The 12,101-nt window shown below is 66.2% G+C and carries 10 protein-coding genes; 6 read left to right on the top strand and 4 right to left on the bottom strand.

The window, feature by feature from the left end; translation table 11 throughout:
* Positions 1-13: 13 nt before the first annotated feature.
* From LY622_RS06935 to LY622_RS06915, 5 genes are all read left to right on the top strand, one after another.
* Entirely contained in the window at positions 14-1,078 is a 1,065-nt protein-coding gene (locus LY622_RS06935; RefSeq protein WP_234290215.1) for a TRAP transporter substrate-binding protein, read from the top strand.
* Between the two features lie 104 nt (positions 1,079-1,182).
* On the top strand, positions 1,183-2,562 hold the full coding sequence (locus LY622_RS06930; RefSeq protein ID WP_234290214.1) for a glutamine synthetase family protein: 1,380 nt from the start codon (positions 1,183-1,185) through the stop codon (positions 2,560-2,562).
* A 7-nt stretch (positions 2,563-2,569) separates the two neighbouring features.
* Positions 2,570-3,955, top strand: a complete 1,386-nt coding sequence (locus LY622_RS06925; RefSeq protein WP_234290213.1) for an aldehyde dehydrogenase family protein — start codon at positions 2,570-2,572, stop codon at positions 3,953-3,955.
* A 27-nt stretch (positions 3,956-3,982) separates the two neighbouring features.
* On the top strand, positions 3,983-5,167 hold the full coding sequence (locus tag LY622_RS06920; protein ID WP_234290212.1) for an iron-containing alcohol dehydrogenase: 1,185 nt from the start codon (positions 3,983-3,985) through the stop codon (positions 5,165-5,167).
* A gap of 109 nt (positions 5,168-5,276) precedes the next feature.
* A complete protein-coding gene (locus tag LY622_RS06915) occupies positions 5,277-5,999 on the top strand; it encodes a glutamine amidotransferase-related protein (RefSeq protein WP_234290211.1) in 723 nt (240 codons plus the stop codon).
* A 35-nt stretch (positions 6,000-6,034) separates the two neighbouring features.
* Here LY622_RS06915 and LY622_RS06910 read toward each other — a convergent pair whose 3' ends face one another.
* Entirely contained in the window at positions 6,035-8,254 is a 2,220-nt protein-coding gene (locus LY622_RS06910) for a heavy metal translocating P-type ATPase (protein WP_234290210.1), read from the bottom strand.
* Positions 8,255-8,336: 82 nt separating this feature from the next.
* Here LY622_RS06910 and cadR point away from each other — a divergent pair, with 82 nt between their 5' ends.
* Entirely contained in the window at positions 8,337-8,795 is a 459-nt protein-coding gene (gene cadR, locus LY622_RS06905; RefSeq protein ID WP_234290209.1) for a Cd(II)/Pb(II)-responsive transcriptional regulator, read from the top strand.
* On the opposite strand, the gene iadA is transcribed toward cadR, so the two are convergent.
* From iadA to LY622_RS06890, 3 genes are all read right to left on the bottom strand, one after another.
* Positions 8,796-9,944 carry a beta-aspartyl-peptidase gene (gene iadA, locus LY622_RS06900; RefSeq protein WP_234290208.1) on the bottom strand — a complete coding sequence of 383 codons (1,149 nt, stop codon included), beginning with the start codon at positions 9,942-9,944 and terminating at the stop codon, positions 8,796-8,798.
* Positions 9,945-10,023: 79 nt separating this feature from the next.
* Positions 10,024-10,809: a transporter substrate-binding domain-containing protein gene (locus tag LY622_RS06895; RefSeq protein WP_234290207.1), complete on the bottom strand. Its 786-nt coding sequence runs from the start codon at positions 10,807-10,809 to the stop codon at positions 10,024-10,026.
* A 454-nt stretch (positions 10,810-11,263) separates the two neighbouring features.
* Positions 11,264-12,031, bottom strand: coding sequence for a transporter substrate-binding domain-containing protein (locus LY622_RS06890; RefSeq protein ID WP_234290206.1), 768 nt, complete (start codon positions 12,029-12,031; stop codon positions 11,264-11,266).
* Positions 12,032-12,101: the final 70 nt, after the last annotated feature.

Genomic DNA, 12,101 nt, shown 5'->3' with positions numbered 1-12,101 from the left:
CGGGAGAATGATCATGACCAATCGCAACAGGCGGGACTTTCTCAAGAAGGCCGGGGTCGCTACCGCCGCCACCGTAGGGGCGGCCACCGTCGGCGCCCCCTACGTCCACGCCCAGTCGCGGGCCCCCATTCGCTGGCGCATGCAGACCTACGCCGGGCCGGCGTTGGCGGCCCACGTCATCAAGCCCTCCATCGATGCCTTCAACAAGGCCGCCAACGGCGAGATGGAGATCGAGCTCTTCTATGCCGACCAGCTGGTGCCCACCGGTGAGCTGTTCCGTGCCATGCAGCGCGGCACCATCGACGCGGTGCAGAGCGACGACGACTCCATCGCCGCGCCGGTGGATGTCTCGGTCTTCGGCGGTTACTTTCCCTTCGCCTCGCGCTACAGCCTGGACGTGCCGGCGCTGTTCCACCATTACGGGCTCAAGGAGATCTGGGAGGAGGCCTACGCCGAGGTCGACGGCGTCACCTGGCTCGGCGCCGGGGCCTGGGATCCCTGCAACTTCGTGACCCGCGACCCGATCCGCAGCCTGGAAGACCTGCGTGGCAAGCGCGTCTTCACCTTCCCCACGGCGGGGCGCTTCCTGAGCCGCTTCGGCGTGGTGCCGGTGACGCTGCCCTGGGAAGACATCGAGGTCGCCATGCAGACCCGGGAGCTCGACGGGATCGCCTGGGCGGGAATCACCGAGGCCTACACCGTCGGCTGGGCCGACGTTGCCAGCTACTACCTCACCAACAACATTTCCGGGGCCTGGGCCGGCTCCTACTTTGCCAATTCCGACCGCTGGAACGAGGTCCCCGAGCACCTGCAGACGTTGTTCAAGCTGTGCATGGACAATTCCCACTACTATCGGCAGCACTGGTATTGGTGGGGGGAGGCGCACTATCGCACCACCGGTGGCAAACTGGAGCTGACCTCCATCCCCGAGGAGGAGTGGCAGACCCTGGAGGATGCGGCGCTGGAGTTCTGGGACGAGATCGCCGAACAGAGCGATCGCAATGCGCGGGTGGTGCAGATCCTCAAGGATTACCGCCAGACCATGCAGCAGGCCGGTCCTCCCTACCGCTACAGCTGAGCGTCAGGCAGTGAACCCGTGGGGCAGGCGGCGCTCGCCGCCTGCCCCGTCCAGCCATCGCCGGGGCATCGAATGACAACAACAGGGCAGCAGAGGGAGAGACCATGAGCCGACTTCAGGCAAGAGAGATCAAGAGTGCGGAGGATGCCCGGCGCATCGTCGAGGAGCGCGGCCTGAGCCACGTCAAGGTCGGCCTGTTCGATATCGACGGGGTCATGGTCGGCAAGTACATGCGCCGCGACAAGTTCTTCCACGCCCTGGAGGAGGGCTTCGCCTTCTGCGACGTGGTGCTGGGCTGGGACAGCAAGGATGAGCTCTACGACAACGTCAAGTACACCGGCTGGCACACCGGCTATCCGGATGCCGGCCTGAGAATCCTGCCCGACAGCTGCCGCGACCTCGCCTGCGAAGGCGACATGCTGCTGTTTCTCGCCGAGTTTACCGGCCCCGCCGAGGCGATCTGCCCGCGCGGACTGCTTCGGCGCGTATTGGCCAAGGCCCGCGACATGGGCTTCATTGCCCACGGTGCGCTGGAGTACGAGTTCTTCCTGTTCCAGGAGACACCGGAGTCGATCCGCGAAAAGGGCTTTCGCAACCTCAAGCCGCTGACCCCGGACATGATGGGCTATTCGATGCTCAGGAGTTCGGTCCACAGTGAGCTCTATCACGAACTGCTGGCGCTCTCCGAGGCGATGGATTTCCCCATCGAAGGCCTGCATACCGAGACCGGCCCCGGCGTGCTGGAAGCGGCCATTGGCGTCGACGAGGCGCTGGCCGCCGGCGACAAGGGAGCGCTGTTCAAGACGTTCACCAAGGTGTGGGCGCAGCGTCGCGGCCTGATGGCCACCTTCATGGCCAAGTGGTCGCCAGACTACCCCGGCCAGAGCGGTCATATCCACCTGTCGCTCAATCACATCGACAGCGGCGAGTCGGCCTTCTTCGATGCCGACAAGCCGCACCAGATGAGCGAGATCCAGCGTCACTTCGTGGCCGGGCAGCAGCAGCTGATGCCGGAATTCCTGGCCATGTTCGCTCCGACCGTCAACAGCTATACCCGCCTGATCCCCGGCTTCTGGGCACCCACCGATGCCACATGGGGGGTGGAGAACCGTACCACGGCGCTGCGGGTGATACCGGGCAGCGCCAAGTCGCAGCGGGTGGAATATCGCCTGGGCAGCGCCGACGCCAACCCCTACCTGGCCCTTGCCGCGGCAATCGGTGCCGGGCTGCATGGCATCGAGCAGCGGCTCGAGCCGGGCGAGCCGGTGAGCGGCAACGCCTACGAGCTGACCGACCCCGCCAGCCAGGCCCTGCCGCAGACCCTGTGGGAAGCCGCCCAGCGGCTCAAGGCCTCGGGGTCGGCACGGACCCTATTCGGCGACGACTTCGTCGAGCATTTTGCCGCGACTCGCGAATGGGAGGAGCGGCAGTTCCGGCGACATATTACTGATTGGGAGTTGGATCGCTATTTCGAAATCATTTGAGGTGGTTATGGCCATACAGAAGACGATTTCCCCCGTCGACGGCTCGGTCTACGTCGAACGGGAACAGGCCGATCCGGCCCTGGTGGAGGCGACGCTGGCGCGGGCGGTGACGGCGCAGCGGGCCTGGCGCGACGTGCCGCTCTCCGAGCGTGCCCGGTATTGCTCGCGCATGGTGGATGCCTTCGTGGCGTGCCGCGACGCGCTGGCAGAGGAACTGACCTGGCAGATGGGGCGGCCGATCGCCGCCGCTGCGGGCGAGATCGGTGGCTTCGAGGAGCGTGCGCGCACCATGATTGCGCTGGCGGACGACGCGCTCGCCCCCATCGTGCTCCAGGACAAGCCGGGCTTCAGCCGCTATATCACCCGCGAGCCGCTGGGGGTGTCGTTCATCGTCGCGCCCTGGAACTTCCCCTTCATGACCGCGGTGAATGCGGTGGTGCCGGCGATCATGGCCGGCAATGCGGTGATCCTCAAGCACTCGGCGCAGACGCCGTTGTGCGCCGAGCGCTTCCAGCAGGCCTTCGACGAGGCCGGGCTGCCGGAAGGGGTCTTCCAGCACCTGCATCTCTCCCACGAGGCCACCGAAGACCTGATCCAGGACCGCCGCATCGCCCATGTCTCCTTCACCGGATCGGTGCCCGGCGGGGCGATGGTCGAGCGCAACGCCGCAGGGCGATTCATTGCCACCGGGCTCGAGCTGGGCGGCAAGGACCCGGCCTATATCCGCCCCGATGTGGATCTGGATGCCGCCGTCGACGGGGTGATGGACGGGGCCTTCTTCAATTCAGGGCAGAGCTGCTGTGGCATCGAGCGTCTCTATGTGCACCGCGACATCTTCGATGCCTTCGTCGAGCGTGCCGTGGCCTGGGTCAGGCAGCTTCGGCTCGGCAATCCCACCGACCCTGCCACCTCCCTGGGTCCGCTGGTGCGGCCGGCGGCGGCGGATTTCGTGCGCGGCCAGATCGAGGAGGCGGTCGCCGCCGGGGCCAGGGCCTGGATCGACCCCGGCGACTATCCGCTCTCGGTGCCGGGCAGCGCCTACCTGGCGCCCCAGGTGCTGACCGGCGTCGATCACTCGATGCGGGTGATGACCGAAGAGAGCTTCGGCCCGGTGGTGGGCATCATGGCGGTGGACTCCGACGACGAAGCCGTCGCGTTGATGAACGACAGCGACTTCGGGCTCACCGCGGCGGTGTTCACCCGCGACAGGGCCATCGGGGCGGCGCTGGCCCGTCGGCTCGACGCCGGTACCGTCTTCACCAACCGCTGCGACTACCTCGACCCGGAGCTGGCCTGGACCGGCGTCAAGCAGTCGGGGCGCGGTTGCTCCCTTTCGCGGCTGGGCTACGAGACGCTGACGCGGCCCAAGTCCTTCCACCTCAAGCATGCCTGAACGGGCAGCACCGCCCAGGAGTTCAATATGAATCATCCGGATATGCAGCCGTTCACCACGGGCTGGAACTACCCCGCCAATATCCTCACCGGGGTGGGCCGCATCCGCGAGCTGCCCGCGGCCTGCAAGGCGCTCGGCATGCAGGCACCGCTGCTGATCACCGACCCCGGCCTCGCCGCGCTGCCGATGGTGCAGGAGAGCGTGCAAGCCTGCCAGGACAGCGGGCTCGGCATCGCCGTCTTCAGCCAGGTGAAGGGCAACCCCACCGGGAAGAACGTCCTCGACGGCATGGCAGCCTTTCGGGACGGCGGCCATGACGGCGTGATCGCCTTCGGCGGCGGTTCGGGGCTGGATGCCGCCAAGGCCGTGGCGCTGATGGCCAATCAGCGGGAAGGGTTGTCGCTGTGGTCGCTGGAGGATATCGGCGATAACTGGAAGAACGCCGATGCCCAGGCCATTGCGCCCATCATTGCCGTGCCCACCACGGCGGGAACCGGTTCGGAGGTGGGGCGTGCCTCGGTGATCACCGACGAGGTCGAGCACGTCAAGCGCATCATCTTCCATCCGGGCATGGTGCCGGCCATGGTGATCCTCGACCCCGAGTTGACCGTGGGGCTGCCACCGGCGATGACCGCCGCCACCGGCATGGATGCCCTGTCCCACTGCCTGGAAGCCTGGTGCTCACCGCTCTACCACCCCATGGCCGAGGGCATCGCGGTCGAGGGGATGCGACGCATCTATCACTATCTGCCTCGCGCCTATGCCGACGGGCACGACCTGGAGGCGCGCATGAACATGCTGGTGGCTTCGAGCATGGGCGCTACCGCCTTCCAGCGCGGCCTGGGGGCGATGCACGCCCTGGCGCATCCGCTCGGCGCGCTGCATGACGCCCACCACGGAACGCTCAACGCCATTCTGATGCCCTATGTGCTGCGTGCCAACGAGCGCGCCATCGGCGAGCCCATGGTGCGCCTGGGCCGCTACCTCGACCTGGACCAGCCGGGCACGGCGGCGGTGATCGACTGGGTACTGGAAATGCGCGAGCGGCTCGGCATCCCGCATACCCTGGCCGACCTCGGCATCGATATCCGCCAGGCCGACAAGGTGGGCAATATGGCCGTGGCCGACCCGTCATCGGGCTCCAACCCGATCAAGTTCACTGCCGATGACTACCGCGATATCTTCGTTTCCGCCGTAGCAGGGCGACTGTAATCAGCAGGGCGACTGTAATCAGCAGGACGACTCTAATCAGCAGGACGACGGTAAACAGGAAGGACGACCGTAAACAGGGTGGCCGTAACCCCCACAGGGAGACTGAGCGATGCGTATAGGGCTTCTGCAGTGCGATGATGTGGCGCCTGAGCTGCGCGAGGCCCATGGCAACTATCCGGAGATGTTCGCCGCGCTCTTCCATAAGGTCGACCCGGCGCTCGAGTTCGTCGTCTGGCGCTGCCAGGATGGCGAGATTCCCGACGATATCGATGCGGTGGATGCCTGGCTGACCACCGGCTCCAAGCACGGCGTCAATGACGGCCTTGCCTGGGTCGATGACCTCTGCGGCTTCGTGCGGCGGCTGTGGGAGGCGGGCAAGCCGCTGGTGGGCATCTGCTTCGGCCATCAGTTGATGGCCAAGGCATTGGGCGGCGCAGTGGTGAAGAGCCCCAAGGGCTGGGGCGTGGGGATGTCGTTCAACCGTGTCGAGACACGAGCGGAGTGGATGGCGCCCTGGCAGCCGAGCCTCGACCTGCTTGTCAGCCATCAGGATCAGGTCAGCGAACTGCCACCGCAAACCCGGGTGCTCGCCGGCAGCGAGTTCTGCCCCTTCTATCTGATTCAGATCGGCGCGCACTTCCTCGGCGTTCAGGGCCATCCGGAGTTCGCCAAGCCCTATTCGCGGGACCTGATGGCGCTGCGCGCCGAGCTGGTGGGCGAAGAGCGGGTACGCGAGGGAGAGGCTTCGCTCTCGGCGCCAGTGGACGACACCCTGATGGTGCGCTGGATCCTCAACTTCATGAAGCGTGCCATGGAAGGCAGGGATGCTTGAGCACCGCCGCCGGTGCGCTGCCCCATCCTGCCCGGCTATCGCGCACCCTTCCCTGGTAAGGCACGCGCTGCGTTGAGCAGGCGCAGGCCATTGGCCACCACGATCAGGCTGGCGCCCATGTCGGCGAATACCGCCATCCACAGGGTGGCGTGGCCGGTGAAGGCGAGCATCATGAATATCGCCTTGATGCCCAGGGCCAAGGCGATGTTCTGGATCAGGACCCGGCGGGTGGCCCGCGACAGGTCGATGAAGGTGACCAACCGGCGGGGGTCGTCGTCCATCAGTGCCACGTCGGCGGTCTCGATGGCGGCGTCGCTGCCTGCAGCGCCCATGGCAAAGCCGATGTCGGCCCGGGCCAGGGCGGGGGTATCGTTGATGCCGTCACCCACCATGCCGACGACACCCTGTTGGGCCCGGGCGTCGATCATCGCCAGCTTGTCCTCCGGCAGCAAAGCCCCGTAGGCGTCGTCGATGCCGGCCTCGGCGGCGACGGCCGCGACGCTGGTCGGGTTGTCCCCACTGAGCACCATCGTCCTGATGCCGCGGGCCTGCAGTGCGGCGATGGCCGCCTGGCTCTCTCCACGCAGCGGATCGCTGACGGCAAACAGTGCCACAGGACGGTCGCCCTCGCCGAGGATCACCAGCGTCTCGCCACGTGCCTCGTACTCGGCAATGCGACGCTCGGCGTCGCTCGTCAGCCGAGCGAATTGCGCAAGCAGGCGGCGATTGCCCAGCCATACCGGGCGTCCTTCAAGCGTCGCGACGACGCCGAGGCCGGGCTGCTCATTGACCTCTTCCACCCGTAGCGGCGCGATGCCGGCGTGCGCAGCGGCCTGTGCCACGGCCGCGGAGACCGGGTGGCCGGAACGGCTCGCGAGCCCGGCCGCCAGGGCGTGAAGCCGCTCGCGGCCCTCCGGCGCCAGGCCGGCATCGAGTGCTTGCCAGTGACGCTGGGCCGGCTCGCCCCGGGTCAGGGTACCGGTCTTGTCGAAGGCCAGGATGCGCAGGCGGTGGCCCTGCTCCAGGAAGGTGCCGCCCTTGATCAGGATGCCGGACCTGGCTGCCGCCGCGAGGCCGCTGACGATGGTCACGGGGGTGGAGATCACCAGGGCGCAGGGGCAGGCGATGACCAGCAGTACCAGGGCACGATAGATACCTTCCAGCCAGGTCACCCCGAACAACAGGGGCAGCAGCAGGGCGGTAAGCAGCGCCATGGCGAAGACCGCGGGGGTATAGATGGCGGCAAAGCGGTCGATGAAGCGCTGGGTGGGGGCGCGTTGCCCCTGGGCCTGCTCGACGGCGTGGATGATCCGCGCCAGCGTGGTATCGCTGGCGGCCCGGGTAGTGCGATAGGTGAATTCGCCGTTGCGGTTCACGCTGCCGGCGAAGACGCTGTCGCCGGGGTGCTTGTCCACGGGCAGGCTCTCGCCGGTGATGGGGGATTCATCCAGCGTGGGCGTGCCTAGCTCCACCTCTCCGTCCAGGGCGAGGCGCTCGCCGGCTTGCACGCGAACCCGGCTGCCGACGGCAACGGCGTCTGCGGCCTGCCGGATGAATCCGCCGTCGGCCTGCTCCACGTTGGCCGTTTCCGGGGCCAGCGAGAGCAGGTCGCGAATGGCGCGTCGCGCCCTGCCCAGCGAGTGTGCCTCGATACGCTCGGCCAGGGTGAACAGCACGATCACCATGGCGGCTTCGGCCCACTGTCCGATCAGCAGTGCGCCGGTCACCGCCACGCTCATCAGCGCATTGATGTTGAGGGTGCGGTGGCGCAGGGCAATGAAACCCTTCTTCCAGGTGGGCAGGCCGACCATGCCGATGGCCGCCAGCGCCAGTGCGGCAGCGAGCCAGGGTTCGGCCAGGCCCAGCCAGTGACTGGCCTCGGCGGCCAGGGCGAGAGTCGCAGCCATGCCCAGCTTCCACCAGTTCTCCTGTTCGTTGGTGGCGGCCCCGGGTGGGCGGTGGCTCGGGCTCGCCACCTGCGGTGTCATGCCGGTGGCGGCGATGCGTCGATGGATCGCTTCCTCGTCGGCATCACGGTGATGCACGGTCAGCACCCGGCCGATCAGGTCGAACTCCAGCGCCTCGACGCCAGGGGCGTCCGAGAGCGCCCGGCGCAGCAGCGCCTCCTCGGTGGGACAATCCATGGCCTCGATTCGTAGCCGCAGGGCTCGTGTACCCGCGGGTGGCGGCGTCGGTCGTTCACTACCGGAGCGAGGCGAGAGGGGAGCGCAGCAGTCGTCGGTCTTCTCGAGCATGGTGGAGCTTCCTTGTCATCGTCTATGCTGATGACACACCCTGTAGCCACTACAGGGTCAAGAAAAATCCTGGAGGAATGAAATGAAGATCGGCGAGCTGGCCACCCGTACGGGCTGCCCGGTGGAGACCATCCGCTACTATGAGCGGGAAGGGCTGTTGCCCGAGCCGGCCCGCAGCAGTGGCAACTATCGGCTCTACGCCGAGCCCCACGCCGAGCGGCTGCGCTTCATCCGCCACTGCCGCACGCTGGATATGACCCTGGACGAGATCCGCACACTGCTCGACTACCATGACCATCCGCGTCAGCCCTGCAATGCCGTCAATGGTCTGATCGACGACCACCTGGCCCACGTCGAGGCCCGCATCGAGCAGCTGCAGGCGCTGCAAGAAGCACTGGCAACCTTGCGCTCTCGCTGCAACGGCGAAACCGACTCCAGCCACTGCGGCATTCTGCAGGAGCTGTCGCAGGAGCGGCCGGGTGAGGGGGCGGTCAACCTGAACGGCGGCAGCCATGTGGCCGGCGCTCACCGTGGCGGTTGATCACTGCCGCTGAAAAGCCCGCCTGCCCAGCGCCCACACCTCGTCGAGCACCCAGCCGTTGTCGGCGAGTACCAGCAGGTCGGCGTCGCTGCCCGCCTGCAGGCGCCCCTTGCGTGGGAGCTTGAGGGCGTCGGCGGCATGGGTGCTGGCGACGCCGATGGCGCGCTCCAGCGGAATGCCATGGTCGTTGACGCATTGCCCCAGCACCTCGAACAGGCTGCCCAGTCGGCCCGCCCTCAGGCCGACGAAGCGGCGTGCCTCGTCGAACTGGGGCAGCGAGGCATTGGCATCCGATGAGAGCGTGATTCTCGACGGCTCCACGCGGGCTTCCAGAGCCCGGGCCACGGCTTCCGATGCCGGCACTTCGCCGCCGGCCAGCAGCTCCGGCGTGGTGCTGGTGGTGAAGTCGATGCGCCCCCCTTCGCGGGCGAAGCGCAGGCCATCCTCGAACAGCGAAGGCGTTCGATTGATATGGGTGGGCAGGAACTGGGCCACCGGAATGGCGCTGGTGCGGGCGGCCTCACGCAGCGGTTCCAGATGCGTGGGGGCATCGCCGGTATGGATGAAGACGATACCCGACTTGCCGGCCAGCATCCCGGCGGTTCGTGCCTCGGAAGCCAGCCGGGCGAGCTCGAAGGCGCTGGGCTGGGAGCCGCGGTGGTCGCTGATCGCCACTTCCCCCAGGCCGATGAATTCCGGCACGAAGAGAATATCGCTGCCCACGGAGCCGGTCAGCGTCACTGGCGGCAGCTGGTAGGAGCCGGTATAGCAGTAGGTGGTCAGGCCTCCCGCAGCGAGCTCCCGGGCCTTGCCCAGCAGGTTGGCCGGTGTACGAGTCAGGGCATCGGTGCCCAGCGCGCCGACCAGGGTGGTGGTGCCTGAGGCCAGGGCGTCCTCGAGGGTGAGTTCGGCGGTGCGCGTGCCGAAGCCACCTTCGCCGCCGCCGCCGATGAAGTGCACCAGCGGGTCGACCAGGCCGGGAATGACCCGGCGGCCTTCCAGGTCGATCACCTCGACGGCGCTACCGCTGACGGGCGGTTCGGCATCGGCCGACACAATGGCGGCGATGCGCTGATCGACAATCAGCAGATGACAGAGCCCCAGGGGCTCGGGAGCGAAGAGGCGGGCATTCTTCAGCAGGGTCAGCATACAGGGTCCTGATTCAGCGTGGTTGGGAAGCAGCGAACGCCGGCAGGGCCGGCGTTCGAAGGCGTTGCCGCGGCAGAACCTATAGCTTGATATCGTAGCTGAAGTAGCGGTTCATGATCTCGTCGTAGGTGCCGTCTTCCTTGAGGGCGGCGAGGGCCTCGTTGAAGTCGTCCGCGAGTGCCTGGTCGCGCTTGCGGAAGGCCACGCCCACGCCCTCGCCGAAGATATGTGAGGGCTCCTTGATGAAGTCGCTGATCCGCTTGAATTCGCTCTCGTCGGTGTCAATCGCCATGTTGGACTCCGCCACCGGGTAGTCCATGAAGGCCAGGTCCAGGCGACCGGCACGCATGTCGGTGACCACCTCGCTGCCGCCGGTGTAGCGGCGCACTTCCACCACATCGCCGTAGAGCTCGGTGACATAGTTGTCCTGCAGCGTGGCACGCTGCACGCCCACGACCAGCCCCTCGAGACTGGCGCGGTCGTCGATGTCGATCTCCCGGTCCAGCGCAGTTACCCAGACGCTGGGCGTGGTGTAGTAGGCCTCGGAAAAGAGTACCTGCTGGGCACGCTCCTCGTTGATCGACATCGACGACATGATGGCATCGTAGTTGCGTGCCAGCAGGCCAGGGATGATGCCGTCCCAATCCTGTTCCACCCAGGTGCAGGTGGCTTCCAGATAGTCACACACGGCTTCGCCAAGCTCGATCTCGAAACCGGTCAGCTCGCCATCGGCCTCGCGATACATGAACGGCTCGTAAGGCAGGTCGACGCCGAGGCGGATTTCGCTGTAATCACGAGCCTGGGCGGTACCGGCAACCAGGGTGGCGCCAAGGGTGGCGGTCAGCAAGAAGGATGAATAACGCATGGGACTCTCTCCAAAAGGACATGGCACGAGTGCATGCCGTAATCGCATGTCTTCGGTGCATGTCATGAGCGCATGAATGCTGCGCACAGGCAGCTTGTGCTTGTTGGTAGGCAGTTGATGAACTGCTGGGAATTGGCCGTGAAGCCGGAGCCGTTATCGACGGAGCGCAGTCATGGGCAGGCGTTAGCCGGGGCCATGGCTTGGATCACGAGGAGGACGGCAGAGAACGAGGCACTGGCGTGCCGGGCCAGGGGCTGGCCGGAAGGGGGCTATTCGTCGAACCATTCGCTGAGATAGAAACTCTCAACGAAACCACCATTGATGATCATGGGAAGAACCTCTCGCTCTTTTCAAGGCGACCTGCCAAACATGCGCGAACGCGCCTGGCCTGTCAAGCGGCCACGCCATCGGAATGGCGTGGCCTTGTGACGGGTATCGAGGTTACCGTGAAGGCTTACTCTTCGCCGAAGTAGCGCTCGAAGATCTCGTCGTAGGTGCCGTCTTCCTTGAGGGTGGCCAGCGCTTCGTTGAAGCGTTCCGCGAGCGCTTCGTCGCGCAGACGGAAGGCGATGCCGAAGCCTTCGCCGAAGTACTCCTCGGGTTCGGTGACCATTTCACCGACCACCTGGTACTCGCCTTCGTGGTTCTCGAGCAGCGTGACCTGGCCGACGATGAACTCCAGGAAGACGAGGTCCAGGCGCTGTGACTGCAGATCAAGCACCATGTCGTCGGCGGTGGAGTAGCGGCTGATATTGGCTACGCCACCGTAGTTGTCGGTGACGTAGCTGTCGAAGGTGGTGCCACGCTGCACGCCGATGCTCTTGTCGGCCAGGGCCTCTTCATTGATCTCTTCGATCTCGCTGCCGGCGGGGGCGAACCAGGCGCCGGGGATGGTGATGTAGGGATCGGAGAAGAGCACGGTCTGGCGGCGCTCGTCATTGATGGTCATGGAGGACATGATGGCGTCGTAGTTGCGCGCCAGCAGGCCGGGAATGATGCCGTCCCACTCCTGTTCGATCCACTCGCAGGTTACACCGATCTCGGCGCACAGGGCGTTGCCCAGTTCGATGTCGAAGCCGGTCAGCTCGCCGTCGGCGTCACGGTACTCCATCGGCTCGTAGGGTACGTCGACGCCGAAGCGCACGTGGTCGTAATCACGAGCCTGGGCAGTGCCGGCGGCAATGGCCAGGCCCAGGAGGGAGACGGTCAGCAGTTTTTTCATGATGGTTTCCTTGTTGTCATTTCGTGCACCGTTTTACGGTGACGTCGCGCCTGAATTTAGCGCAGCCACG

It is taken from the genome of Halomonas alkalisoli (assembly GCF_021412585.1).
Lineage (GTDB): Bacteria > Pseudomonadota > Gammaproteobacteria > Pseudomonadales > Halomonadaceae > Halomonas > Halomonas alkalisoli.
This window is presented reverse-complemented; position numbering and strand designations above follow the sequence as displayed.

Coding starts and splice junctions, on each gene's coding strand:
- LY622_RS06935 (WP_234290215.1), top strand. CDS start 14: ATGACCAATCGCAACAGGCGGGACTTTCTCAAGAAGGCCGGGGTCGCT.
- LY622_RS06930 (WP_234290214.1), top strand. CDS start 1,183: ATGAGCCGACTTCAGGCAAGAGAGATCAAGAGTGCGGAGGATGCCCGG.
- LY622_RS06925 (WP_234290213.1), top strand. CDS start 2,570: ATGGCCATACAGAAGACGATTTCCCCCGTCGACGGCTCGGTCTACGTC.
- LY622_RS06920 (WP_234290212.1), top strand. CDS start 3,983: ATGAATCATCCGGATATGCAGCCGTTCACCACGGGCTGGAACTACCCC.
- LY622_RS06915 (WP_234290211.1), top strand. CDS start 5,277: ATGCGTATAGGGCTTCTGCAGTGCGATGATGTGGCGCCTGAGCTGCGC.
- LY622_RS06910 (WP_234290210.1), bottom strand. CDS start 8,254: ATGCTCGAGAAGACCGACGACTGCTGCGCTCCCCTCTCGCCTCGCTCC.
- cadR (WP_234290209.1), top strand. CDS start 8,337: ATGAAGATCGGCGAGCTGGCCACCCGTACGGGCTGCCCGGTGGAGACC.
- iadA (WP_234290208.1), bottom strand. CDS start 9,944: ATGCTGACCCTGCTGAAGAATGCCCGCCTCTTCGCTCCCGAGCCCCTG.
- LY622_RS06895 (WP_234290207.1), bottom strand. CDS start 10,809: ATGCGTTATTCATCCTTCTTGCTGACCGCCACCCTTGGCGCCACCCTG.
- LY622_RS06890 (WP_234290206.1), bottom strand. CDS start 12,031: ATGAAAAAACTGCTGACCGTCTCCCTCCTGGGCCTGGCCATTGCCGCC.